This window comes from Yersinia sp. IP36721 (assembly GCF_003634395.1).
Lineage (GTDB): Bacteria > Pseudomonadota > Gammaproteobacteria > Enterobacterales > Enterobacteriaceae > Yersinia > Yersinia entomophaga.
In genome coordinates, this window is record NZ_QCZL01000023.1 from 14,889 (window position 1) to 39,587 (window position 24,699).

Below are 24,699 nucleotides of genomic sequence, written 5' to 3' on the forward strand. Positions count from 1 at the left end.
CCGGCAATGATACGAGCGAACCTTGCGACAAGACAAGAAATAACGCGAATTTAGCCCGGAATAGCCGAATTTAGGACAAAAAAAACCGCTCGGCAATGAGCGGTTTTCCCTAAGCTCGAACGATTTACTCGCCCGGTTTACGGCTGCGCGGACGTGATGAAGGTGGCGCTGAACGGCGCTGACCGTCACCCTGACTGCGAGGTTTGCTGCTGTTGCCGCGGCTATCACCACGGCCGGCAACTGCACCGCCCTGTGAGCGGGTGGCACTGCCACGGCCCATACCAGGACGGGAAGCACCGCGTCCCTGACGACCGTTTTGGATCGGCTCAGCTCTGATGCTTGGGTCCGGCTCGTAGCCTTCGAGTGCGATACGTGGAATTTCACGTTTCAGCAGACGCTCGATATCACGCAGCAGTTTATGCTCATCGACGCAAACCAGAGAGATCGCTTCACCGGTACGTTCCGCGCGGCCTGTACGACCAATACGGTGCACGTAGTCTTCCGGTACGTTTGGCAGCTCATAGTTAACAACGTGCGGTAACTGATCGATATCCAAGCCACGAGCGGCGATATCAGTCGCTACTAATACGCGGATTTTACCGTCTTTAAAGTCGGCCAGCGCGCGAGTACGAGCGCCTTGACTCTTATTACCATGAATAGCGGCGGCAGTAATGCCGTCTTTATTCAATTGTTCTGCCAAATGGTTAGCACCGTGTTTGGTTCGGGTGAACACCAATACCTGCTGCCAATCCTGGCTGCCAATCATCTGAGAAAGCAGTTCCCGCTTGCGGTTTTTATCCACAAAATGAACGCTTTGGGTGATTTGCTCAGAGGCAGTGTTACGACGCGCCACTTCAACGGAAGCTGGGTTGTGCAGCAATTTACTGGCCAGCCCTTTGATTTCGTCGGAGAAGGTCGCAGAGAACAGCAGGTTCTGGCGTTTTGCAGGCAATTTAGCCAACACGCGACGAATATCGTGAATAAAGCCCATATCCAGCATACGGTCGGCTTCATCCAGCACCAAAATTTCGATTTTAGACAAATCAACCGCGTTCTGATGTTCCAGATCCAGTAAACGGCCCGGAGTAGCGACCAGAATATCGACGCCTCCGCGCAATTTCATCATCTGCGGGTTAATGCTCACACCGCCAAAGACCACCAGCGAACGTAATTTAAGGTACTTGCTGTACTGTTCGACGTTTTCGCCGATTTGTGCAGCCAGTTCACGCGTTGGGGTTAAAATCAGGGCACGTACCGGACGGCGGCCTTTGATCGGCTGCGCGGTATCATTGAGCATTTGCAACAGCGGCAAGGTGAAACCAGCGGTTTTACCAGTACCGGTTTGAGCGCTGGCCATTAAATCACGGCCTTGCAGCACTACAGGGATCGCCTGACGCTGAATTGGCGTCGGCACGAGGTAGCCCTGCTCTTCAATTGCACGCAGGATATCGGCGTTTAAGCCGAGAGTATCAAATGACATATTACGAGAAACTCCAGATCTTCCCCATCCTAACAATTCAGTCAGGTGCAGTTTCAAGGGAAGATGATCAGACGAGGTATTAAATGAGGCTTTACCACGAGGATTGGCACAAACTGCAGTGCACCATTGAGGCGGATTATATCAGATTTTTGTGAAAACATGAGATATTTAAACAATCAGATGAATTTATAGGTAAAAACTGTAGAAAAATTGCCTTACGCCAGTCAAAGATCCTTTCCTATTCCCCATCTTTACAGGCCTATACTTATGGCCTAAAGTTAATCATATGATTGATTAATTTATTTCCAGCCTAACCATAAGGCTTTAGCGTAAATTCATTCTATCCATAAGGGAGACTTTATCATGCCCCATTCCAACGTTCCGGTAACGTTGCGCGGTGAACAGGCACGGCAACAGTTACTGCGCGCCGCCACCGAGCTGTTTGGGGAATTGGGTTTGAAAGGAGCGACCACTCGCGATATTGCCCAGCGAGCAGACCAAAATATTGCTGCTATTACCTACTACTTTGGTTCCAAAGAAAAACTCTATCTGGCGGTAGCGCAGCAGATTGCGGATTTTATTCGTCAGGCTTTCGTGCCTCTGGCGGCCGAAATTGACCAGTTTTTGCAAACGCCGCCATCCGAGCAATGCGCTGAACGACAGTTACATTATGTGCGACAGGGTGTGCTGCAATTCAGCCATTTAATGACTCAGCCGGAAACCATTAATCTGAGCAAAATTATGGCTCGGGAACAGCTTTCCCCTACCGAAGCCTATCCATTGATTCATCAACAGGCGATTGCCCCACTACACCATAAACTTAATTTATTGTTGGCGAATTACATTGGCGCTGACGCTCTTGCTACCAAAACCATCATTCATACCCATGCATTATTGGGCGAAGTATTGGCATTTCGCATGGCGCGGGAAACCATACGCTATCAGGCGGGTTGGAACGACATTGGCAATGCCGAAAATAAGTTAATAAATCAGGTGCTTATCGAACATATCGACCTTCTTCTCAACGGGCTGCGGCATCAGGCGGCGCAGCAATAATTACATGTTTGCAGGTAGGGAATGTTATGAATCGCAAGAGTATTGCAGTGATAGTCGTCGTTATCGCCGTCATTGCGGCGGCACTATATGGATGGAGCTACTATCGCCAACAGCAAAATGGAACGCTCACTCTGTATGGCAACGTTGATATTCGCACGGTGAATCTGGGCTTCCGTGTCGGCGGTCGTCTGGCCTCACTGGATGTCGATGAAGGCGATAAAATCCAGCCGGGTCAACGTCTTGGTCAGTTGGATGAGGGCCCGTATAACAATGCGTTAAATCAGGCGAAGGCTAATCTTGCCAGCGCGCAAGCGCAGCTCGCGCTGTTGAAAGCCGGTTATCGAGCGGAGGAAATCGCACAGGTAAAATCCGAAATGGCGCAAAAAGTAGCAGCCTTTAACTACGCCGATAGCTATTTAAAACGTCAGCAGGGTTTGTGGTCAAGAAAAGCCACCTCCGCTAACGAGTTGGAAGATGCGCGTACGTCACGTAATCAGGCGCAGGCTGCGCTGCAAGCGGCCAAAGATAAACTGGCCCAATTCCTGAGCGGCAATCGCCCGCAGGAAATTGCTCAGGCTGAAGCCAATGTCGCACAGGCGGAAGCTGAGCTGGCGCAGGCTCAATTAAACCTGTATGACACCACGCTAACCTCACCTTCTGCCGGGACTATTTTGACCCGGGCCGTTGAACCGGGCACCATTTTGTCTGCCAGCAACACCGTATTCACCCTGTCGTTAACCACTCCGGTCTGGATTCGCGCCTATGTGGATGAGCGCCATTTAGGTCAGGCAATACCGGGCGCGGAAATCGAAGTGTATACCGACAGTCGGCCCAATAAGCCGTATCACGGTAAGATAGGTTTCGTTTCTCCAACCGCGGAATTCACCCCGAAAACCGTTGAAACGCCCGATTTACGCACCGATCTGGTCTATCGCCTGCGCATTATTGTTACCGATGCCGATGAAGAATTGCGTCAGGGTATGCCGGTGACTATTCGCTTCTCACAACCTTAATCGAGAGGCATTGTCATGGCTGAAGTACAGCATTTGATTACTCTGGATGGGGTAGAGAAAACCTTCCCTGGACTGGATCATCCGGCCGTGGCCAGTTTAACCACGGAAATACGCAGCGGTGCAGTTACCGGATTGGTAGGCCCGGATGGCGCAGGGAAAACCACTCTGCTGAGAATGCTAGCCGGACTGTTGAAACCCGGCAGTGGCCAGCTTTCAGTGGTAGGTCTGGACCCAATTAAAAACGATCGCCAGTTGCATTCAATTCTTGGTTATATGCCGCAAAAATTCGGGTTATACGAAGATTTGACGGTGATGGAGAACCTGACGCTGTACGCCGACCTGCGCGGTGTCACCGGCGAGCAACGACGTCAGACTTTTGATCGTCTACTCAGCTTTACCGATCTGACGCGCTTTACCGATCGATTAGCCGGAAAACTGTCCGGAGGGATGAAGCAAAAACTCGGTTTAGCCTGTACTTTGGTCGGCCAACCTCAGGTTTTACTGCTGGATGAACCGGGCGTGGGGGTTGATCCTATTTCCCGCCGAGAACTGTGGCGCATGGTGCACGAACTGGCCAGTGACGGCATGCTGATTCTTTGGAGTACTTCCTATCTGGATGAAGCCGAACAGTGCCGTGAGGTGCTGCTGCTTAACGAAGGTAAATTGCTATACAGCGGTGCACCTCAAGATCTTACCCAACGTATGAGCGGCCGCACTATTCTGCTGTCGGCGCAAAACGGCACCAACCGAAAACTGTTACAGCGGGCATTAACGCTACCGCTGGTCAGCGACGGAGTCATTCAGGGTAAATATGTCCGTTTGATTCTTAAACCCGATGCCGATCGCCAACAGCTCTTGCAGCAGTTAAACCAGCCAACCACTGAGATTCAAGAGGCCGATCCGCGCTTTGAAGATGCTTTTATCGATCTGCTCGGCGGTGGGCCAGAAAGTGAATCCGCTTTAGCGAAAATCATGCCGACGGTCAGCGGCGATCACACTGAAACCGTGATTGAAGCTCAGAGGCTGACGAAAAAATTTGGCGATTTTGCCGCAACAGATCACGTTGATTTTCAGGTAAAACGCGGTGAAATCTTTGGGCTGCTCGGCCCTAACGGGGCGGGGAAATCTACAACATTTAAAATGATGTGTGGGCTATTGGTTCCCAGTGAAGGTAAAGCGCTGGTACTGGGCATGGATTTGAAAACCAGTTCAGGCAAGGCACGCCAGCATTTGGGCTATATGGCACAAAAATTCTCGCTGTATGGCAACCTGACCGTCGCGCAGAATCTGAAGTTTTTCTCCGGTGTTTATGGCCTGCAAGGCAAGGTACAGCGGGATAAAATCCGTGATATGACCGAAGCCTTTAACTTTACGTCGATTCTCAATCAAACGCCGGATTCTCTGCCGCTAGGGTTTAAACAGCGTTTGGCACTGGCTTGCGCACTGATGCATGAACCAGACATTCTGTTTCTGGACGAACCCACGTCCGGGGTCGACCCTCTGACTCGCCGCGAATTCTGGTTACATATCAATGGCATGGTTGACAAAGGCGTCACCGTCATGGTCACCACGCACTTTATGGATGAAGCAGAATATTGCGATCGTATCGGTCTGGTTTATCGTGGGAAAATCATCGCCGCCGGAACGCCAGATGAGCTGAAACAGCAGGTCGCCCGCGACGATAACCCTAATCCTTCCATGGAACAGGCATTTATCGAGTTAGTACAAAACTACGATAAGGAGCAGAGCCATGTCTGAGCACCCTGCCGCTCCGATAGATAACAGCGAAACCTATCAGGATACCGGTTTTTCCTGGCGACGCCTGCGAGCGTTGTGCCGCAAAGAAACCCGACAAATTTTACGCGATCCCAGTAGTGGCCTGATCGCTTTTGTCATCCCAATCATGCTGCTTTTTATATTCGGCTACGGTATCAATCTGGATTCCAGCAAACTACATGTCGGCATTTTGATGGAGCAGCAAAGCAAGCCGGCACAGGATTTGGCCAACGCCTTTACCGGCTCGCCTTATATTGCCGCCCAAATCAGCGATAACCGTCAGGCGCTGATTCAGGCAATGCAAGCAGGGAAAATTCGCGGGCTGATCGTTATTCCCAATGATTTTGCCCAACGGCTGGATCGCCCATTAGATACGTCTCCAATTCAGGTGATTACCGACGGCAGCGAGCCTAATACGGCCAACTTTGTGCAAGGTTATGCGCAAGGAATTTGGCAAATCTGGCAGCAACAACAATCGCAAAATCTAGGGCAAACCAACGCACCACTGATTGATGTGCAGTTGCGCTATTGGTTTAACCCAGCGGCAATTAGCCAGCACTTTATTATTCCCGGTGCGATTACCATTATTATGACGGTAATCGGGGCTATTTTGACCTCGCTAGTGATTGCCCGCGAATGGGAGCGCGGAACCATGGAAGCCCTGCTCTCCACGCAGGTTACGCGTAGCGAGCTATTGCTTTCCAAGCTTATTCCCTACTACTTCCTCGGTATGATCGCCATGGTGCTGTGTATGGCGGTCTCGGTATTTATCCTCGGGGTGCCTTATCGCGGCTCTCTGTGGATTTTATTCGTCATGACCAGCCTGTTTCTGGCCAGCACTTTAGGCATGGGGCTGCTGATTTCTACCGTGACTCGCAACCAGTTTAACGCAGCCATGGTGGCGCTGAATGCGGCATTTCTGCCATCAATTATGTTGTCCGGTTTTATTTTTGAGATCGATAGTATGCCTGCGATAGTCCGGGCCGTGACTTATATCATCCCCGCTCGTTACTTCGTCAGCAGCCTGCAAACCCTGTTTTTAGCCGGAAATATCGGCACAGTGCTGTGGATTAACCTGTTATTCCTGATCGCTTCGGCCATTGTGTTTATCGGCCTGACGGCGTGGAAAACCCAACGCCGACTCGACTGAGCAAGGAGCTATGATGTTTCATCGTCTTTATACTTTGATTATCAAAGAATTGCAGTCTTTGCTGCGGGAGCCGCAAACCCGGGCAATATTGATTATGCCGGTTATTTTACAGGTGGTGCTGTTCCCCTACGCCGCCACGCTAGAAGTGACTAATGCTACCATCGCTATTTATAGCGAAGACAGCGGAAAAGCATCAATTGAACTGACGCAGCGTTTCGCCAAGGCGAAGGCATTCTCTAACGTTTTGCTGCTCCATAGCCCGCAGGAAATCCAACCAACGATTGATAACCAGCGCGCACTATTACTGATCCGTTTTCCCGAGCAGTTCAGCGCCGATTTAGCCAACGGACACACCACGCCATTGCAGCTAGTTCTGGACGGACGTAACTCCAACAGTGCCCAGATAGCGGCCAATTATATTCAGCAAATAATTCAAAATTATCAGGACGAGCTGACGCAGGGACAGATAAAACCGAATAACAGCGCACTGGTAGTACGAAATTGGTATAACCCGAATCTGGATTATAAATGGTTTGTGGTTCCGTCATTGATTGCGATGATTACCACCATCGGCGTGCTGATAGTAACTTCGCTGTCGGTAGCACGTGAGCGGGAACAGGGAACGCTAGATCAGCTGTTGGTATCACCGCTTACCACCTGGCAGATATTTATCGGTAAAGCGGTGCCAGCGCTGATTGTCGCGACTTTTCAGGCCTCAATTGTGCTATTTATCGGCATTTTCTTCTACCAAATTCCCTTTGCCGGGTCGCTGGCACTATTCTACGGCACCATGCTGATTTACGGGCTATCGCTGGTCGGGTTTGGCTTGCTGATCTCATCGCTGTGCTCGACTCAACAACAGGCATTTATCGGGGTATTCGTGTTTATGATGCCTGCCATACTACTTTCCGGCTATGTATCGCCGGTGGAAAATATGCCGGTGTGGCTACAAAACATCACCTGGATTAATCCTATCCGCCACTTTACTGATATCACCAAACAGATTTACCTGAAGGATGCCAGCTTCGATATTATCTGGCACAGCCTGTGGCCCTTATTGGTGATTACCGCGACAACGGGCAGCGCCGCTTACGGGATGTTCAGACGTAAAATTGCCTGATGGGCAAGATGTGGCTATTGAAATGAGGGGAAAAGAGCGGAACTATTCTGATTTACAATTTGATAGATAACACTAATCATCGAAAAAATATCACCGCCGTTGTCATTCAAATGGCCGTTGTCATTCAAAAGAAAGGCCACCTCATAAGGTGGCCTTTTTGTCTTTCAATCACAGCGTAACGTATGAATGGTTTTGACGCTGCCCTCAATCACCCAAATTAACGACGGTTGCCGAAAATACGCAGTAACATCAGGAACAGGTTGATGAAATCAAGATACAGGGTCAACGCACCAACGATGGCATACTTACGGAAACCGTCTTTATCGTTAGCGTCCAACTGAGCGCCCATATTTTTCAATTTCTGCGTGTCGTAAGCGGTTAAGCCAACGAACACCACAACACCGATGTAAGTCACGGCCCACATTAACGCGTCGCTTTTCAGCCATATGTTAACCAGTGAGGCCAACACGATACCGATCAGCCCCATAAACAGCATGCTGCCCATACCGCTTAAATCACGTTTGGTGGTGTAACCGTAAATGCTCATGGCACCAAACATCCCAGCACAAATAATGAATGTGCTAGCAATAGAAGCGCCGGTATACATGATCAAAATGCTGGAAAGCGTTAAACCGGTAAGCGCTGAATACAGCATAAACAGGCTGGTGGCCATGGTGCCGCTCAGGCGGTTAACCATACCGGAAATAACAAATACCAGACCAAGCTGAGCAATAATCAAGCCAAAGAACGTAATCTGGCTAGAGAAAACAAAGTGGAGGATAGCCGGCGTATTCGCCGCATACCAAGCCACAAAGGCGGTTAATAACAGACCACAGGTCATCCAGCCATATACCTGCGCCATATATGCCTGAATGCCTGTGTTAGCACGTTCGACAATCGAACCATTAGAGCGTGGATAGTGGCCCATGGTAATTACCTTCTGCATGTGAACAATGATACAGACCGTCCTTGACGGCCCACCTGGTCCTAAGATTACCACAAAACAGCCCGCCCCCTAGGAGTTAAAATAGGCATTTTAGGGCATTATTTACATGAGTTTACCAGCGTTTGGCCGCTTCATGGTCAGAATCGCGAGATTCGACCCAGCGCTCACCCGCGGGAGTCGCTTCGCGCTTCCAGAATGGCGCGCGAGTTTTCAGGTAATCCATGATGAACTCTGCTGATTCAAAGGCCACACTGCGGTGAGCACTGGTCACGCCAACGAACACAATTTCCTCGCCAGGATACAGCGATCCCACACGATGAATCACCGAAACTCGCTGCAACGGCCAGCGCTCACGGGCTTCGGCGATAATTTCTCCCAGCGCTTTTTCCGTCATCCCCGGATAGTGCTCTAGCGTCAGCGCGCTAACATTATCGCCCAAATTATGGTTACGCACTTTGCCGGTGAAAGTCACGACGGCGCCGTCCTCGCCACACTGAGCCAACCATTGATATTCATCACCGACGTTAAATGGCTCCGCGCCGACGCGAATGCGAGTATTTTCCATCCTCAGCCTCCGGTTACCGGCGGGAAGAAGGCCACTTCATCTCCAGCAGACAGCGGATGATCCCAACTGACCAGCGATTGATTCACCGCCGTGAGCAATTTTCCTTCGTCCAAAGCCAGCTGCCAGCGGTCACCACGCTGACACAGAGCCTGGCGCAACGCTTCCACCGTAGGATATTCCGCCACCAGCTGTAAACTCTCGGTGCCGAGCAGCTCGCGCACCTGCGCAAAAAAGAGAATTTGAATCATACTGTTACCTCGAAATCACCGGATTTCCCGCCGCTTTTCGCCAGCAGACGCACAGGGCCGATAATCATGTCTTTTTGCACCGCTTTACACATATCGTAGATGGTTAATGCGGCGACCGAAGCGGCCGTCAACGCTTCCATTTCTACGCCGGTTTTACCGGTCAAACGACAGCAAGATTCGATTCGGACTCGATTGTGCTCTGGCTGAGCCTGCAAATTGACTTCCACCTTACTCAGCATCAATGGGTGACACAGGGGAATCAACTCCCAGGTTCGCTTCGCCGCCTGAATACCTGCAATGCGCGCCGTGGCGAACACATCGCCTTTATGGTGGCTACCATCAATAATCATCGCCAGCGTCGTGGCCTGCATTTCTACAAACGCCTCCGCGCGGGCTTCACGCACGGTTTCGGCTTTGGCAGAAACATCCACCATATGGGCTTCGCCGGCGGCGTTAATATGAGTTAATTGGGTCATAAATACTCCTGATATAGCGCAATGCGCCAACGCGTTAACCGCCAATAAAAGAGAGATTCTGCGTGATACCGCTGTTGCCTTGATGCAGAAAATGAGTCTGTTTTTTGGTTTGCAACGCGCTTTGAATACGTTCTTTCAGTTCGTCCTGTTGCAGATCGCCGGATAATAAATCCCGCAGAGGAATCCCCTGCTCGCCGAACAAACATAAATGGAGATTGCCGATGGCAGATACGCGCAGGCGGTTACAGCTGGCACAGAAATCTTTTTCATACGGCATAATCAAGCCGACCTCACCCTGATATTCCGGGTGACGATAAACCTGCGCCGGGCCGTCGCTTCGTGCACGGTCTTGCTGCACCCAACCTTGCTCCAGTAGCTGCTGGCGAATCACTCCGCCGGAAACATGGTGTTTACGGAATAGCTCGCTCCCTTCACCGGTTTCCATCAGTTCGATAAAACGCAATTGAATCGGGCGCGGTTTTATCCAGTCCAGAAAGGCTTTCAGGCTGCGATCGTTGACTTCACGCATCAATACCGCGTTGATTTTGACTTTCTCAAAACCGACTTCGAAGGCTTTATCAATGCCCTGCATGACCTGATGAAATTTATCTTGCCCGGTAATGGCATGGAATTGGCGCGGATCGAGACTATCGACACTAATGTTGATAGCGCTCAGCCCCGCATCGCGCCACGCCGCCACGTCGCGAGCCAGACGATAACCATTGGTCGTCACCGCCAGCGTGCGGATCGCCGGATTTTCACGGATAGCAGCAATGATATCGGTAAAATCGCGTCGCATGGAAGGTTCGCCGCCGGTCAGACGGATTTTTTCCGTCCCCAATTCGGCAAAAGCGCGGCTGACGCGCCGAATTTCATCCAGCGTCAGAAAGCTTTTCACCCCATTGGGTTGATAACCATCGGGCAAGCAGTAGGTGCAACGAAAATTGCACACGTCAGTAATCGATAGGCGCAAGTAATAGAACTTGCGCGCAAATGCGTCGGTCAGTTGCGGTACCATAACACCTTTCCAAATACGGGAGATGCAGGCATTTCTACCTCGCACCCTGGTGGCTCAATGCCACGGCCAAAGCATCATATTGCGTGAGCAACGTAGACACAGAGGCTAGGAGTTTGATTTCAGCGACGGCCCAAAGACTGTCAGGAGAAACCGTGGTTTTCCCAAGGATTCTAGCGCTAAAACGTCGGGATAGCCAATCGGGTCTTTGCGCTATATATTTTTATATACAACGACTTAGCAGACCATGAAACGAGGTTTGAAAGCTAAATCATTCGCGGGATAAATTCTTGTCCAATATCACGGAAACTGCGGCTTTTATCGCGTTTTTGCCATAAATCCGTTAACTTATGGCAAATTTTTATGCCTTTGGTTGATAAATAAACCGGGTTGGGGCAAATCGATAGGAAACTTATGCGAAATCGCACATTAGCCGATCTGGATCGAGTCGTTGCACTCGGTGGTGGCCACGGTTTAGGCCGGGTTATGTCAGCCCTTTCTCCATTAGGATCACGCCTGACAGGAATCGTCACTACCACCGATAACGGTGGTTCTACTGGCCGAATTCGCCGCTCTGAAGGCGGTATTGCCTGGGGTGATACCCGAAATTGCCTGAACCAGTTGATTACTGAACCCAGCGTTGCTTCTGCCATGTTTGAGTACCGTTTTAGCGGTAATGGTGAATTATCCGGCCATAATCTCGGAAACCTGATGTTAAAGGCGCTGGATCACTTGAGCGTCAGGCCGATGGAAGCCATCAATCTGCTGCGCAGCCTGCTAAAAGTGGACGCCTGGCTGATTCCGATGTCCGAGCAGCCGGTGGATTTACAGGCGTTAGATCACGAAGGGCACCCGGTTTATGGAGAGGTCAATATTGACCAATTGACCCATATGCCGCAGGAAATGACGCTGTCTCCCCACGTTAGCGCTACGCGAGAAGCCATTGAAGCCATTAGTCAGGCCGATTTGATTTTGATCGGCCCCGGCAGCTTTTTAACCAGCCTGATGCCGTTGTTGTTGCTGGATGATTTAACTCAGGCGTTGCGCCGTAGCTCCGCCAGCATGATTTACATTGGTAATCTTGGTAAGGAACTCAGCGTGGCCGCCGCCGCTCTGACGTTACAGGACAAGCTGGCGATGATGGAAAGCAAAATCGGTCGTAAAATGATTGATGCGGTAGTGGTTAGCCCAACGGTAGACACTAGCGGTGTACAAGATCGTATCGTGACTCAGCAGCCGCTGGAAGCTAAGGATATTCCTTATCGTCACGATCGAGAATTACTGCGTCAGGCATTGGAGCAAACGCTGCAAAAACTCGGTTAAACCTCTCAAGCCCGGTATTTACCGGGCTTATGTCCGACAGAACACGCTGGATCAGTTAAACAACGGCATAAATATATCCCGAGTTTTTCCCGCAAAATCCAACTTATCTACGTGTACCGGCAACTGATAAAGCTGCGTCAGATTCTTATCCGTTACCACCTCCCGCGTTAGGCCAAAGGCGACGCCCTTCGTTTGCTCTGCTACCTGCGTGTCTTCCCCGTCAGTCTGCGGATAAAGCAACAAAGTCCGATCGGCAATATGCAGCGCGTGTAACGGAGAATGAGTAGTCAACACCACCGTCATCCCCAAACGGGCGGATAAATCCCGCAGCCCGCTGAGCACTTTGTCCTGATTTGCCAGATCCAGCGCCGAAGCAGGCTCATCCAGAATCAGAATCTCAGGCTCGCTGGCCAACGCACGAGCAATACTCACCAACTGCCGCTCGCCTCCGCTTAGCTGATTCACCGGTTTATCCGCCAACGGCGACAGCCCGAAGCAATCCAGACATTGCTGAGTCACTTCGCTATCGCGCCGGTTTGGCGAAGCAAACCAGCCCATGTGTCGCACTCGCCCCAGCATCACCATAGTTCTGACACTATAAGGAAAAACCGCATTTTCCTGCTGCGGAACATAGCCAATATTCGCAGCAACGGAAATCTGGCCCGAAGTGGGCTTAATCGCGCCCATGATCAGGCGTAAAAGCGTAGTTTTCCCTCGTCCATTCGCGCCCAGAATAGCGGTTACGCTGCCTTGCTCTATCTGGAGGGAAAGTCGTTCAAACAGCGTTTTTTCTCCTCGGATTAACGTCAACCGATCGATATTAATCATGAGTCCATCCTTTCTGCTGAGTTTGCCGCAGCAGCCAGACAAACACCGGCGCTCCTATCAAGGCAGTCATGATACCTAAGGGAATTTCTGCACTGCTCACGCTGCGGGAAAGCGTATCGATCGCCATCATATAAATTGCGCCAATGATTGCCGAGGCAGGCAGCAACTGGCGATGATCAGGACCAGCCAGCATTCTGGCAATATGCGGTACCACTAATCCGACCCAACCAATAGTGCCAGCCACGGCTACGGTGGCAGAAGTAATCAGCGCAACAGAAATCAACACCAGCCAACGCACTTTCTCCACCGGCACGCCCAGCGCGGCGGCATTTTCATCCCCCAGCGATAGCACGTTAATACGGAACCGCAGAGCATAAAGCAGCGCTAAACCGCAAAGTACCGGTAAAGTAGCCAAGGCTAGCTTGTGGTATGTCACGGTGGCAAAGCTTCCCATCAGCCAGAAAACAATCGCCGGCAAGGTATTATTCGGATCGGCAAAATAGGTCACTAAAGAAATTAACGCGGCGAAAAAGGCGCTAATCACCACGCCGGCCAGAATCAGCATCAAAATACTGGAGGCTCCGCTACTGCGACTGAGAAAATAAACCAGCAAAATAGCTAAAAAGCCGCCAATAAAAGCCAGGCCGGAAATCATCATCAGCGAGGAAAATAAAACTATTCCTAATGCGCCTCCCAAAGCCGCACCTGAGGATACGCCGATAATTTGCGGCCCTACCAACGGGTTACGAAATATCCCCTGAAGCGCAGCTCCGGCAACCGATAAACCCGCGCCGGTCAGCAACGCAATAAGCATTCTCGGCAAACGAATAAACTCCACCACGCGTTGTTCAATAGGTGTCCATTGAACAAACTCCGCCAGACTTTCTGTTGAAATAAAGGATGATGCCAGAATAGCGAGGACTTTCCCGGCGGATAACGGATAACGTCCGGAGCACAATGCAAGCAACATGACGGCCAGCAATAGACCCGGAGTTATTAACCAGAAAAATTTATTTCGTCCATATATACGGCTGGAAATATTCATTCTCTGTCCTTGAAACGTTGGCTATATTCTTTCGTCACGTTATTAGCGTCCATTTGCAGAATGCTATCCAACTCCTTATCTGTAGGCTGATAGCGATAAAGAAAATCATACTGGCGAACAATTTCCGAACGCAGCGGCCAGTAAATCTTATCGGGGTAAAACACCATGGAAAGCCACTGCCAATACAGCGGCGTTTCCTGATTAGGCGCATCCCAGATAAAACCGCCGATAGGGATTTTATAGACGCGCTTATTTTTCACTGCAGCCACTTCAGCTAAGGCCGGGCTTTGATAAATATGACGAGGGAGAAGCCCAGGCTCAAAATTGCCCAATAAAATAACGTCTGGATTCCACACCATAATTTGTTCCTGATTAATGGTGCGAGCGCCGCCAAAATCCGCAGTAATACTCAGCCCACCTGCGCGCTGAATATCGCTGTTAGTGTGGGAGGTTTTACCGATGGTGTGTATTTCTGAAAGGAAGCGCGACAGATAAAGTACTCTGACTTTTTGTTGCTGCGGAATTTGCGCCACTTTTTGTGTCACTTCAGCTAACGTTCTCTGACGCCAGGCAATTATTTGCTGCGCCCTTTCATTCTGACCAATGGAGCGTCCCATCAGTGTTATCCACTGCTGCATCCGGCTATCGTCGTGATACGGATACAAAATTAACGCCACTTTTAGCCCCGCCAGCTCAATAGGCGTAACAATATCATCGCCCAAATGCCCCCATTGCCAGACTAAATCAGGCTGCGCGGCCAGTAAGGTTTCAATATTGGGAGTAAAACCCGCACCAACTGTGTCACTGGGTAAAAGATCGATTTCAGGAAACATGCGGCTCAGCATGCCTTCCTGCGCGGCAACTTTGGCAAAAGGATGAATACCGGCCAGACGCTGAGTGCTACGGTCAAGGCTAACCAGTAATGACGCTGCCGGTATTGGAATAACCACCGCACGCTTGACCGGTTCAAGTAAACTAACCGCACGTTGGTTCATATCAATAAAACTATTATTTTCCGCTAAACAAATTGTCGGAAACCATAAAAATCCGAATAAAATAAAAAAACTGTACAACTGCAATTTTATATTCATCTCAGCATCCGATGCATTATTCAATAATCGCGAGTTTTAGAATACTCATTGTTAAGATAGCGCCGTTAAAATAAAGAGTAAGGTCGTGATGGCACTTACCCCATGCCCTAAAAATATTAATAAAGTAAATTAAAAATGGGCGTGATAAGTTGCCTAGCGCTAAAAACTATAGGTAACTCCGCCATTAATTGATCTCCCCATGCCAGGAAATAGTGTATTACTCTTTTTCGATGTTACTTCTCGCTCCGTTGCCGAAGCAGTGGCATAAAGTTTGTCGGTCAAATTATCCATACTGAGATAAGCAGACCAGCCGTCAGGATGGCGATAATCGACTTTCATTCCCCATACCGCATATTTATCGCGAGCCTGTATGTCCGTGCGATTAAGATGATCAATCGGCGTTATTTCCGGCAACCAATGCAGATTTGGCCCAATACTCCAGTTATTCCATTTATATAAAACCTCTGCGGCAATAATTTGCTTCGGAATACCGCCAATTCGCTTTCCGCTATATTCTCCGCCACGGAAACGAAAATCGTTATAAGTCCATGCCAGACGATATTCGATACTGTTATCACTGATCGGAATATGCCCTTTCAGCCCAATCTCTGCCCCTTGATGGAGGGTTTTATCCGCGTAGTTAAAAGTGCCTATCGAATGACCTTCGCTGTCATAAGTGGTAATCAGCTCATCGTCAATCAGGCTGCGATATAGCGTCACATCCCATTTTAGGCTGCGGGTTAACGCACCTTCACCTCCCACTTCCCACGTCACGGCTTTTTGCGGGCGTAGCAGGGTCAGCTCGCCTTTATTGGAGATAATCTCACGAAAACTCGGCGCTTCATGGCTCCAGTTCAGGCTGGTAAACCAACGCAGATCGCTGCCGGTGAACCAAACGGCTCCCAATTTAGGTGAGAGAAAATACCAATCCTGATCCAGCCCATTGCGCTTATCGCGGGATTTGGCATTGCGAACGGAATGCGTACCTTTCAAATCGGTATCAACGCGTAATTGCTCTGTTATCTGCCAGCCGGCACCAAAAGCCAGATTCTGATTTTCTGCCAGCATGGTGTACGCGCCGAGCAACTTGAAATTATCGGGCGTCCCGCGCCGATTTTGCCGTAAATCTCGCTCCATATCGGAGCGTTCTGCCGAGGCCCCAAGGCGATAATCCCAATCCCCCCGCTGTAGCTCGGTTCGCCACTGCGCGCCGTAAGTGTTACCAGCGCTGAGCACGTAGACCACCGGCGTCACAAAGTTATCATGGGTGTGCTGTGCCCAAACGCCCAGCTCATTTTTCCAATCTTCGCCCCGCCAGCTAAGGCGATTGGCGATTCGAGCCTGTTCGACGTTACGGTGAGGATCGCGCGTCCATACCATTGGAAAAACCGAACGCGGATCGGTCTGAACTTTCTCTTGAGACAAAGAACCCGCCACGTCAAAAGCAAGATCGGTCCAGCTGAACCAAGTTCGACTGGCAAAGTTCTCATCTTCATAGCCAATATTGGCTCTAACCGCATTTCGCCGTGAAGACGAATGCTGCCGATAGCCACTAAAACGATCGCCGCTCACGCTGATACGTCCGTCCAGATTGCCTTCGCTACCGCCCAGCGCGCCCTGCCATCCGTGGCGACCAAAGCTACCGTATTCGTAGCGTGCCCGCCCATTTTCATCGGCACCGGTATAAGACATAAAATCAATTTCGCCGCCGAGCGCGTTGCTCACCGGACTGGTGGCATTTGCTCCTCGCCGCGCACTGATAATTTTACTTTCGCGAGGCTCCAACAGGCTAATATGAAAACCGCCGTCGGCATCATTTAACGGTAGGCCATCCTGTAATAAAGTAACACCCCGTGACAAAGGCGCACTTTGCACGCCAGAGCCACGAATATTCAACCGCGGTTGATCGACCCCGCCAAAAAAATTCTGTATCACCAAACCCGGCTGATAATCCAGTGCGTCCTGCAAAGTCCCCAGACGCCCCTCATCCTCTGGCGTAATCAGATTTGTTCCGCCGGCAATTTTGGCCAGTTTGCCCTGTTCCTGCTGATAAGAGCTGCGCAGCATGTTTCCTGGCGAAAAAATCTGGCCTGTAACCTCCATGTAAGACTGGTGTTCATCTTCAACAGGTTTCGCCTGTAATGATGTGGCTGGCGTTAAAATAAAAATAGAAAATAATAAATGGGGTTTATAGATTCCATTCATTTGAACCGTCCATAACTGCAATATAAAATAAAAGATAAACCCACAGCGTCGCTAAATAATAAAAACAAAAAAAACGGCTAAAGCCATTATTTAATTTAAGGATATAATGTATCAATTTTTCAAGACAATATCGGCAAAGTAATTTACGGTCAAGAATAAATAATTCACCACAGAAAGCATGCCTATATACAGCGGTAAAATATTCTTTTTATTTTTTGCATTTTCTTAAATATCCACAATATCTTAAGAGGATAAATCATTAACATGAAACAAACAAAAAAAATAAAAAAGTAAAACTTTTATCTGTTAATAAAACTAATGAAAAAACAGTGAAATAAAAATACATCATTGCACAACTATGGAAGCTATTTCATAGGTTCAGCTTATATATAAAACCAGACTCCCATAGCATAAAACAAATCAGGCCCGCTTTCGCGAGCCTGAAGGGCTAAAGTCAACCGAATAAAAAACGCTCAGTTGGCGTCTTTCATCCACACCGGTTTTTGCGTCATATGAATGTACAGTTCTTCAACTTTAGTGCGCGCCCAAGGGGTTCGGCGTAAAAACTTCAAACTGGATTTAATGCTGGGATCGCTGATAAAGCAGTTAATGCGAATGCGATAGGCCAGTTCTTCCCAGCCATAATGCTCCACCAGCTTGGTCAATAATTGCTCCAGCGTAATTCCGTGGAGAGGATCTTTCGACAAGTGGTCGCTCATTATATATCTCACATGTTATTAGGTGACGAATTTATCAGCCGCACACATTAATCAGGAATGACGGATGCGACAAGCAGAAATTCCCGATTTATAGCATCCACCACTAACGGCTCACTTTCTGAACAACCCGACATCATGAAATAGCTATAAACTGCTGCCGCAATTTATGTACCTGATCTCGCAATTCAGCCGCCTGCTCAAATTCAAGGTTCTGCGCATGGACATACATTTGCGCTTCCAGTTCGCTAATCTTGCGATCCAGCGCCTTCGGCGTCAGTGCATCATAGTTGGCCGCACTTTCTGCCGCCGCCTTACCGCCTTTACCTCTGCCTTTGCCACGTAGAGAAGGCTGACCCAGTTGCAATATATCACCGACTTTCTTATTCAGGCCCTGCGGAACGATGCCCAAGGCTTCGTTATGCGCCTGCTGTTTCGCCCGACGACGTTCGGTTTCACCGATGGCTTTCTCCATCGAGGCGGTGATTTTGTCACCGTAAAGGATCGCTTTACCGTTTAGGTTACGCGCCGCCCGGCCAATGGTCTGAATCAATGAGCGCTCAGAGCGCAGGAAGCCTTCTTTATCCGCATCCAAGATTGCCACTAGCGAGACTTCCGGCATATCCAGACCTTCTCGCAGCAAGTTAATGCCTACCAACACGTCAAACTCACCGAGGCGCAAGTCACGAATAATTTCGACCCGCTCGACGGTATCAATATCAGAATGCAGATAACGTACCCGTTCGCCATGCTCGACCAGATAATCGGTCAAATCCTCGGCCATACGTTTAGTCAGCGTAGTGACCAGTACCCGTTCGTTAATCGCCGCCCGCTTGCGAATTTCGGACAGCAAATCATCCACCTGGGTTGCTACAGGCCGTACTTCGATAATAGGGTCCAATAGACCGGTTGGACGCACCACCTGCTCAACCACTTCCCCGCCGGATTTCTCCAGCTCGTATTTGCCCGGCGTTGCCGAAACGTAGATGGTTTGCGGAGCCAACGCTTCGAACTCTTCAAAGCGCATTGGGCGGTTATCTAACGCCGACGGCAGACGGAAGCCGTATTCCACCAGCGTTTCTTTCCGCGAACGGTCCCCTTTGTACATACCGCCGATTTGCGGAATAGTCACATGGGATTCATCCACGATCAGCAAACCGTCGGCAGGCAAATAGTCAAACAGCGTCGGCGGCGCCTCTCCCTCTCCGCGCCCGGATAAGTAACGTGAATAGTTTTCTATCCCGGAGCAGTATCCCAATTCATTCATCATTTCCAAATCAAACTGGGTTCGCTGGGTCAAACGCTGTTCTTCTACCAGTTTATTGTTCTCCAGTAGTACCTTACGCCGTTGCGCTAGTTCGACTTTAATGTCTTCCATCGCTTGCAAAATACGTTCTCGCGGCGTGACATAGTGAGTTTTCGGATACACGGTAAAACGCGGAACTTCCTGATGCAGCTGGCCCGTCAGGGGATCAAACAGCGATAATCGCTCCACTTCCTCATCAAATAGCTCCACTCTCAGCGCCAATTCATCAGATTCGGCAGGGAAAATATCAATCACTTCACCGCGCACCCGAAAAGTCCCGCGCTGGAACGCCTGATCGTTGCGGGCATATTGCAACTCCGCTAGCCGACGTAAAATCGCCCGCTGATCGATAATCATTCCTTTGGTCAGATGCAGCATCATTTTCAGATACAAATCCGGATCGCCCAAACCGTAGATAGCAGAAACCGAGGCCACCACCACCACATCACGCCGCTCCAGCAGGGCTTTGGTGGCTGAAAGCCGCATCTGTTCGATATGCTCGTTTACCGATGCATCTTTCTCGATAAAAGTATCAGAACTGGGGACGTAGGCTTCTGGCTGGTAATAATCGTAGTAGGAAACGAAATATTCCACCGCATTATCAGGAAAAAATTCTTTCATTTCGCCATACAGCTGTGCCGCCAGCGTCTTATTGGGTGCCAAAATCATGGTTGGCCGATTCAGATCGGCGATCACATTCGCCACGGTAAAAGTCTTACCCGAGCCGGTAACCCCTAGCAGCGTTTGGTGCGCCAGGCCATTTTCCAGACCTTCTTCCAGTTGACGGATCGCCTCCGGCTGATCGCCAGCAGGCTTAAACTCAGAATGCAGTTTGAATAATTTACTCATGAATTAGCTACCCGATGGAGAATCACGCGCGGTTAGGAAGCTAATTATGCGAGCCTCCCAGATTTTTTCCACTGCTATGATACTGGATATAAAACCAGCATCAAGTATAAATATAGGGAAAAGAGCGCTGGTTCTGGCACGACCCCTCCGTTATCTCGATTCCATATTGCCATTTGCATGACAATACCCCATTTATCCCCAGAAAGAGGCAGTTGTTAACCGCTGTAAAACAAATTGATTAAAGATCACACATAACCACCAGTGTTAAATACTCAAGTCTTGATTTTAATTAACTTATTGTAATTTATGTATATTTAGAAAAAGAAGAGAATCCAGACAACCGGGGCATAAGCCGCGTCCTCTCTCGCTTGCGACTAGTTTTTTGTGTCTAATACACAAGGTTATCCACAGGAATGGTGGATAACTCACTCAATCCCGTCTGTGGTGCGAGCTGGAGAAAACCGCCGGTTAAGGTAAAAACAGGTCCAAATAGGATTTTTTAGTCATTTTTTTACATTTTTATTTCTCTATATATTTCAATTAGTGCTAAATATCCCCCTTGCTAATTTGCTATTCGCCGCCTACACGAGTCATCCACCGCGCAACCGATTCAAATTGTTTCTTTTTTGCACCACGCCCCCTCAGAGTGGCACCGCCTAGGTGCAACCGCCATCCCGTAGCTGCCGGCGGTTTATGCCATTTCCAATAAATTTTACGCAAGTGGCCAAATAATTTCGTTACATCGTCCTAACATAATGGTTTTTTCTTATGCGTTAGCAACCTGGCTCGAGAGTTGCTTATTTCACTGTGATTCGGCGTAACAGAAGCGTGATAGCGGGAGTTACGTTCCAGTGTTAATAGGCCAGACTGAGTGCTGAAAACGGCTGTTTAGCAGTAAAAATCACCGTTAGCCGCAAGTTAATATCTGAAACTGGTTATTTATCACTTCTTTATGCCAACACGTTTTTTCATATCTTGAGATTTTTATGCTGAGGATTGGCCTAACGGCAGCAAAAGTTGCTCGCAGAACTTAGCCAGCCTACGCCCTCAGCACCTAGCCAAGCGAGGAGATTTTCTGATGCTACGTTTACAATCGGTCAATCAATTTTATGGTCGCACCCATATTCTATGGGATATCAATCTTGAGTTACCTCCCGGCCAATGTACCTGTCTGATAGGTCGTAATGGCGTAGGAAAAACCACGCTGATCAATTGCATAATGGGTCATCTTCCAGTGGAAAGCGGCACGATGGTTTGGCAACCCGGGGGGGAACCGCCTGAAAACCTGCTTCACCAGCCGGTAGAGCGACGAACCGCACTGGGGATTGGCTATGTCCCACAAGGGCAGCCAATCTTCTCTCAACTGAGCGTGGAGGATAATTTGCTGGTCGCGCTTCTGGCTGGGCGTCACAAAGATCGGGTTATTCCCCACTGGATCTATGATTTCTTTCCGTTTTTACATCAGCAGCGCCGTCAACGCGGCGGGGAGCTAACGCGTAACCAACAGCAACTGTTGGCATTCGCGCGCGCGTTAGTTCCCGAACCGGAATTACTGATTCTGGATGAACCGGGTTGCGGTGATCAGCCCGCGCTAAATGCGGAAATTGGCAGTGTCATTCGCCAGTTATGCCAAAATATTGGCCTGACGGTCTTACTGGTTGAACACCGGTTGGAGAACATTCAGCAAGTGGCCGATCGCTTTTATTTGATTGATGAGGGAAGAAATGTGGCTCAAGGAAAATTTGCGCTGTTAGATGACGATTTGATCACCGAATACTTAACGGTTTGATAAATCTGTTATTCGAGATAAGCATTGATATGAAGTTCGAGCGAGTACATCACCTGCGGCATTATTCAGTTTAATGGCCGCAGGCGTTGAGGATGAAATCTGTTTGTTCCGAAGCTGTGCGGACAGTATCGTCTAATGTAATAAGTTTAAAAAATTACCGTGACTTAGCAATTAGACGCCGTTTCGAACGCCTGCTTTAATACCCCTCGATTGAGGAAAGCGATCGGGGTATTTTCAGTCAAATCTTCTGCGGCGGTTAACGTGAGTTCATCTCTAAGCGAAATCTGGGTCGCGGAGATGCTCATATCCTGCTTCTCAACGCCTTTCTCATTGAAAAGCATATGTACTTTTACCTGGGAGCTGATATGACTTTGATGATCTTTCGCAGCTTCTAATGTCTGTGCGGTTTTACCAAACTGGCTAATCGGCCAGGTCAGTTTAATATCAATATCCACGCCATTATTTTTACTCACCGCAAAGCTGACGCTAGGCTTACCTACTTTCATCCAGATATTATCGGCAAGAATCAGATCCGGTCCCTGACGAGTAAATTGGCCGAGAACCTGATCCTGAACGGCCGAAACAATACTTTCAGGGACCAGATAACGGCTCATGGCCATTAAACTCATTGGGTTATTATCTACCATTTCAGATAATTGCCCCAGTTGCCCCCTTTGTGCATGAGTCAGTTCTTGTCGATCGTTCCCAATTATATTTTGCAGCTGCGAGAACAACTGATTCCCCATTCCCATCGCCCAACGACCATAACTTTGGTGGCGATTATCCACTTTAAGATCGATACCGGCCTTAAAAGCGTCGATGAAAGCGCCATCGGCAAAATAGGAAGCCACTTCTTCTGGATGATGAACCGGCGCGCGAAATTGATTATCCATAAAATCCACCAATTTTGCAGGCGGTGAGTGCTCCTTAGAATGATTGACCGAGATACTCTCAGTCCCCCCAGACCAATTTTGGGCAAGTTTGATTTGCGCATCAGGTATTCTGGATAAAAATATTCTTATCTCTTTGCATTGCTGCTGGAATGATTGACGTATTCCATCCGGCAATTCCGCGATTTTCTCGTCGAGAATACTTTCTTGTTTTGTGGCATGAGCCATCATGACAATACTGGCGAAATTTTTGCTCGTCATATCCTTTGTAACCGCCAAATCACTTGGCCAGCATTCTGAAAATACGCTCGATAGCTCTTTTTCGCTAAGAGGAAGCTGCAATAAATTCTGAATATTATCTAATTGCTTACAAACCGTGCTGACCAAACTAGGGACAGTTCCCGCGATGGCTTCTATGGTGGGTAAACCAAACGGGGCTGGCGGCAGTGATGCCGGATCAGAAGTTAAGGATTGGTGTAATTTCCAGGCCGCCATATGATGTAATGGTGACGTTGGTTTATATTCTGGCCTGTCCAATATGGCGCGTTTTAATGCCGACATAAACGTGGCCGAAATTATTTTTCCGCCAGTATAGCCAGACAAGGTATTCTCTAATGCCAATTTGAGGACGTTTTCTCCCCCTTTCTGCTCGGTTAAGGCCACCAGAACTCTTTCTACCGCATGATCTTGTAATAAGACCGGGCCAAGACACTGGGCAATACCTGAAGCGATATTTTGCGCCAATCCGCCTTGACCTTTAGATTGCAAAATAAGCTCGACCAACGGGCCGACGCCTTTATCAACCTGCTGCAGCGTATTGCCAAAGAATACGCTTCGCCCTTGATTTACAATCTCGGCGCTACGCTTCCCAAGCGTCTTATTGGAAATAAGCGCATTCTGCCCAAGGGTTACCGTGTTTGAAATTATTTTATTGGCCAGCTCGTCACGTTTATCCGAACTACCAGAAATACGGCTCACCAGACTGTTTAATAAATGACTTCGATCAAGCGCCGTGTAGGCCAAAATCTGCATACCGAATCTTGGTAAAGAAATATTATTCATGTTTACCTCGGCCGTTGAAAGCTGTCATTAACCCGATATGCTCCCGAATGGGTGTCAGATAATTTGGCAATCTGCGGTAAATTCTGCTGCCAGTACTGAACCTGATCGACTAAAACCTCAATACGTTCAATTGCATCTTCTGGCGTCATTTTATTTAAATCGAATAAACAGAATAACAGCACCCGCTGACCACCCGCATCATAGCCAAACCAGCAGCGGTTTGTCGCAATGCCAAATAATTGAATTTGTAATAGTGAAGCAAAAAAATCTTCCGACAACACCGAGGTAATATTCATTACCGGAGAAAATAAATATAGGTTGTTATCGTGATTCTCAAAAGTAACATCAATGTTTTTATCAAATTGAATCGTGCATCCGCCGCTTTTTGCCGCAGTACCGAGATCCAGATTCGTTCCAGTAGAAAGTAATTTTAATAGTTCTGGAAAGGTCATGCCATTACCTCTGGTGTAAATTAAAAACAGATGAGAAATAAACCAGATGACGTGCATTGGCTTTTTAAATAATGCTTAATATCATTCCTAATATTAATCGAATATTGAACGGTCTTGTTTTAACCACTAAAACTGCGTTATGAATAATGAGCCAGAAACCCAAAGGGCATTAATCATCAATCCAATACCTGAATAACACTGGGGGGTAATACAAAGATAAATTGACAACATAGGACTAACTAATCTAGCGTTAATCAGCCTTATTAAGTGGATTTACATTATCACAACCAGTTTTATT

General features: G+C 48.8%; 21 protein-coding genes and 1 riboswitch. Of the genes, 7 read left to right on the forward strand and 14 right to left on the reverse strand.

Features of this window, described 5'->3' with window-relative positions; genetic code table 11:
• Positions 1–124: 124 nt before the first annotated feature.
• Positions 125–1,480 (reverse strand): ATP-dependent RNA helicase RhlE, encoded by a 1,356-nt coding sequence (rhlE, locus tag DBA33_RS16195; protein ID WP_120806820.1) that lies wholly within the window; start codon positions 1,478–1,480, stop codon positions 125–127.
• A gap of 363 nt (positions 1,481–1,843) precedes the next feature.
• On the opposite strand from rhlE, the gene cecR reads away from it, so the two are divergent.
• From cecR to DBA33_RS16220, 5 genes are read left to right on the forward strand one after another with little or no spacing between them, the layout of a single operon-like run.
• Positions 1,844–2,536 carry a transcriptional regulator CecR gene (cecR, locus tag DBA33_RS16200; RefSeq protein ID WP_064512622.1) on the forward strand — a complete coding sequence of 231 codons (693 nt, stop codon included), beginning with the start codon at positions 1,844–1,846 and terminating at the stop codon, positions 2,534–2,536.
• A 26-nt stretch (positions 2,537–2,562) separates the two neighbouring features.
• Positions 2,563–3,549 (forward strand): secretion protein HlyD, encoded by a 987-nt coding sequence (gene hlyD / locus DBA33_RS16205; RefSeq protein ID WP_120806821.1) that lies wholly within the window; start codon positions 2,563–2,565, stop codon positions 3,547–3,549.
• Positions 3,550–3,564: 15 nt separating this feature from the next.
• The gene (locus DBA33_RS16210; protein WP_064512619.1) at positions 3,565–5,307 is read left to right on the forward strand and encodes an ATP-binding cassette domain-containing protein; all 1,743 of its coding nucleotides are present in this window, start codon (positions 3,565–3,567) and stop codon (positions 5,305–5,307) included.
• On the forward strand, positions 5,300–6,475 hold the full coding sequence (locus DBA33_RS16215; RefSeq protein ID WP_064512617.1) for an ABC transporter permease: 1,176 nt from the start codon (positions 5,300–5,302) through the stop codon (positions 6,473–6,475). Before DBA33_RS16210 ends, DBA33_RS16215 begins: the two co-directional genes overlap by 8 nt.
• Before the next feature lie 13 nt (positions 6,476–6,488).
• The gene (locus tag DBA33_RS16220; protein WP_064512616.1) at positions 6,489–7,595 is read left to right on the forward strand and encodes an ABC transporter permease; all 1,107 of its coding nucleotides are present in this window, start codon (positions 6,489–6,491) and stop codon (positions 7,593–7,595) included.
• A 217-nt stretch (positions 7,596–7,812) separates the two neighbouring features.
• On the opposite strand, the gene DBA33_RS16225 is transcribed toward DBA33_RS16220, so the two are convergent.
• The 5 genes from DBA33_RS16225 to moaA form a co-directional block, all read right to left on the reverse strand.
• Positions 7,813–8,523, reverse strand: a complete 711-nt coding sequence (locus DBA33_RS16225; protein ID WP_064512615.1) for a Bax inhibitor-1/YccA family protein — start codon at positions 8,521–8,523, stop codon at positions 7,813–7,815.
• 130 nt (positions 8,524–8,653) lie between these two features.
• The gene (gene moaE / locus DBA33_RS16230; RefSeq protein ID WP_064512613.1) at positions 8,654–9,106 is read right to left on the reverse strand and encodes a molybdopterin synthase catalytic subunit MoaE; all 453 of its coding nucleotides are present in this window, start codon (positions 9,104–9,106) and stop codon (positions 8,654–8,656) included.
• A gap of 2 nt (positions 9,107–9,108) precedes the next feature.
• A complete protein-coding gene (gene moaD, locus DBA33_RS16235) occupies positions 9,109–9,354 on the reverse strand; it encodes a molybdopterin synthase sulfur carrier subunit (protein WP_064512611.1) in 246 nt (81 codons plus the stop codon).
• Complete coding sequence (gene moaC / locus DBA33_RS16240) at positions 9,351–9,830, reverse strand: cyclic pyranopterin monophosphate synthase MoaC (protein ID WP_064512609.1); 480 nt, start codon at positions 9,828–9,830, stop codon at positions 9,351–9,353. Before moaC ends, moaD begins: the two co-directional genes overlap by 4 nt.
• A gap of 34 nt (positions 9,831–9,864) precedes the next feature.
• Complete coding sequence (moaA, locus tag DBA33_RS16245; protein WP_120806822.1) at positions 9,865–10,848, reverse strand: GTP 3',8-cyclase MoaA; 984 nt, start codon at positions 10,846–10,848, stop codon at positions 9,865–9,867.
• Positions 10,835–10,972: riboswitch (molybdenum cofactor riboswitch) on the reverse strand. Its footprint overlaps the gene before it by 14 nt.
• 287 nt (positions 10,973–11,259) lie before the next feature.
• Here moaA and yvcK point away from each other — a divergent pair.
• Positions 11,260–12,168: a uridine diphosphate-N-acetylglucosamine-binding protein YvcK gene (gene yvcK / locus DBA33_RS16250; protein WP_064512606.1), complete on the forward strand. Its 909-nt coding sequence runs from the start codon at positions 11,260–11,262 to the stop codon at positions 12,166–12,168.
• 51 nt (positions 12,169–12,219) lie between these two features.
• Here the strand turns inward: yvcK and DBA33_RS16255 are convergent, their stop codons facing one another.
• The 6 genes from DBA33_RS16255 to uvrB all read right to left on the reverse strand — a co-directional run bounded on the left by DBA33_RS16255 (position 12,220) and on the right by uvrB (position 20,208).
• Complete coding sequence (locus DBA33_RS16255; RefSeq protein ID WP_120806823.1) at positions 12,220–12,996, reverse strand: ABC transporter ATP-binding protein; 777 nt, start codon at positions 12,994–12,996, stop codon at positions 12,220–12,222.
• Positions 12,989–14,041 (reverse strand): iron ABC transporter permease, encoded by a 1,053-nt coding sequence (locus DBA33_RS16260; protein ID WP_064512602.1) that lies wholly within the window; start codon positions 14,039–14,041, stop codon positions 12,989–12,991. Before DBA33_RS16260 ends, DBA33_RS16255 begins: the two co-directional genes overlap by 8 nt.
• On the reverse strand, positions 14,038–15,036 hold the full coding sequence (locus tag DBA33_RS16265; RefSeq protein ID WP_120806833.1) for an ABC transporter substrate-binding protein: 999 nt from the start codon (positions 15,034–15,036) through the stop codon (positions 14,038–14,040). The genes DBA33_RS16260 and DBA33_RS16265 overlap by 4 nt, the downstream gene beginning before the upstream one ends.
• Positions 15,037–15,291: 255 nt before the next feature.
• Positions 15,292–17,337, reverse strand: coding sequence for a TonB-dependent receptor (locus DBA33_RS16270; RefSeq protein ID WP_120806824.1), 2,046 nt, complete (start codon positions 17,335–17,337; stop codon positions 15,292–15,294).
• Positions 17,338–17,810: 473 nt separating this feature from the next.
• Positions 17,811–18,056, reverse strand: coding sequence for a VF530 family protein (locus DBA33_RS16275; protein WP_049596686.1), 246 nt, complete (start codon positions 18,054–18,056; stop codon positions 17,811–17,813).
• Between the two features lie 133 nt (positions 18,057–18,189).
• Positions 18,190–20,208 (reverse strand): excinuclease ABC subunit UvrB, encoded by a 2,019-nt coding sequence (uvrB, locus tag DBA33_RS16280; RefSeq protein WP_064512598.1) that lies wholly within the window; start codon positions 20,206–20,208, stop codon positions 18,190–18,192.
• Between the two features lie 1,078 nt (positions 20,209–21,286).
• Between uvrB and DBA33_RS16285 the strand changes: the two genes are divergently transcribed.
• Positions 21,287–21,997: an ABC transporter ATP-binding protein gene (locus DBA33_RS16285; protein WP_064512597.1), complete on the forward strand. Its 711-nt coding sequence runs from the start codon at positions 21,287–21,289 to the stop codon at positions 21,995–21,997.
• A gap of 164 nt (positions 21,998–22,161) precedes the next feature.
• Here the strand turns inward: DBA33_RS16285 and DBA33_RS16290 are convergent, their stop codons facing one another.
• Both DBA33_RS16290 and DBA33_RS16295 read right to left on the reverse strand, forming a co-directional pair.
• A complete protein-coding gene (locus DBA33_RS16290) occupies positions 22,162–23,949 on the reverse strand; it encodes a hypothetical protein (protein ID WP_064512595.1) in 1,788 nt (595 codons plus the stop codon).
• A gap of 2 nt (positions 23,950–23,951) precedes the next feature.
• The gene (locus DBA33_RS16295; protein WP_162975227.1) at positions 23,952–24,401 is read right to left on the reverse strand and encodes a type III secretion system chaperone; all 450 of its coding nucleotides are present in this window, start codon (positions 24,399–24,401) and stop codon (positions 23,952–23,954) included.
• Between the last annotated feature and the right edge of the window lie 298 nt (positions 24,402–24,699).

Excerpts from the sequence above, each read along its gene's own strand:
- yvcK (WP_064512606.1), top strand. The coding sequence starts at position 11,260 with ATGCGAAATCGCACATTAGCCGATCTGGATCGAGTCGTTGCACTCGGT.
- moaC (WP_064512609.1), bottom strand. The coding sequence starts at position 9,830 with ATGACCCAATTAACTCATATTAACGCCGCCGGCGAAGCCCATATGGTG.
- DBA33_RS16215 (WP_064512617.1), top strand. The coding sequence starts at position 5,300 with ATGTCTGAGCACCCTGCCGCTCCGATAGATAACAGCGAAACCTATCAG.
- DBA33_RS16265 (WP_120806833.1), bottom strand. The coding sequence starts at position 15,036 with ATGAACCAACGTGCGGTTAGTTTACTTGAACCGGTCAAGCGTGCGGTG.
- moaD (WP_064512611.1), bottom strand. The coding sequence starts at position 9,354 with ATGATTCAAATTCTCTTTTTTGCGCAGGTGCGCGAGCTGCTCGGCACC.
- DBA33_RS16255 (WP_120806823.1), bottom strand. The coding sequence starts at position 12,996 with ATGATTAATATCGATCGGTTGACGTTAATCCGAGGAGAAAAAACGCTG.
- rhlE (WP_120806820.1), bottom strand. The coding sequence starts at position 1,480 with ATGTCATTTGATACTCTCGGCTTAAACGCCGATATCCTGCGTGCAATT.
- moaA (WP_120806822.1), bottom strand. The coding sequence starts at position 10,848 with ATGGTACCGCAACTGACCGACGCATTTGCGCGCAAGTTCTATTACTTG.
- DBA33_RS16225 (WP_064512615.1), bottom strand. The coding sequence starts at position 8,523 with ATGGGCCACTATCCACGCTCTAATGGTTCGATTGTCGAACGTGCTAAC.
- hlyD (WP_120806821.1), top strand. The coding sequence starts at position 2,563 with ATGAATCGCAAGAGTATTGCAGTGATAGTCGTCGTTATCGCCGTCATT.
- DBA33_RS16270 (WP_120806824.1), bottom strand. The coding sequence starts at position 17,337 with ATGAATGGAATCTATAAACCCCATTTATTATTTTCTATTTTTATTTTA.
- DBA33_RS16210 (WP_064512619.1), top strand. The coding sequence starts at position 3,565 with ATGGCTGAAGTACAGCATTTGATTACTCTGGATGGGGTAGAGAAAACC.
- DBA33_RS16275 (WP_049596686.1), bottom strand. The coding sequence starts at position 18,056 with ATGAGCGACCACTTGTCGAAAGATCCTCTCCACGGAATTACGCTGGAG.
- DBA33_RS16260 (WP_064512602.1), bottom strand. The coding sequence starts at position 14,041 with ATGAATATTTCCAGCCGTATATATGGACGAAATAAATTTTTCTGGTTA.
- DBA33_RS16285 (WP_064512597.1), top strand. The coding sequence starts at position 21,287 with ATGCTACGTTTACAATCGGTCAATCAATTTTATGGTCGCACCCATATT.
- DBA33_RS16290 (WP_064512595.1), bottom strand. The coding sequence starts at position 23,949 with ATGAATAATATTTCTTTACCAAGATTCGGTATGCAGATTTTGGCCTAC.
- DBA33_RS16295 (WP_162975227.1), bottom strand. The coding sequence starts at position 24,401 with ATGACCTTTCCAGAACTATTAAAATTACTTTCTACTGGAACGAATCTG.
- moaE (WP_064512613.1), bottom strand. The coding sequence starts at position 9,106 with ATGGAAAATACTCGCATTCGCGTCGGCGCGGAGCCATTTAACGTCGGT.
- DBA33_RS16220 (WP_064512616.1), top strand. The coding sequence starts at position 6,489 with ATGTTTCATCGTCTTTATACTTTGATTATCAAAGAATTGCAGTCTTTG.
- cecR (WP_064512622.1), top strand. The coding sequence starts at position 1,844 with ATGCCCCATTCCAACGTTCCGGTAACGTTGCGCGGTGAACAGGCACGG.
- uvrB (WP_064512598.1), bottom strand. The coding sequence starts at position 20,208 with ATGAGTAAATTATTCAAACTGCATTCTGAGTTTAAGCCTGCTGGCGAT.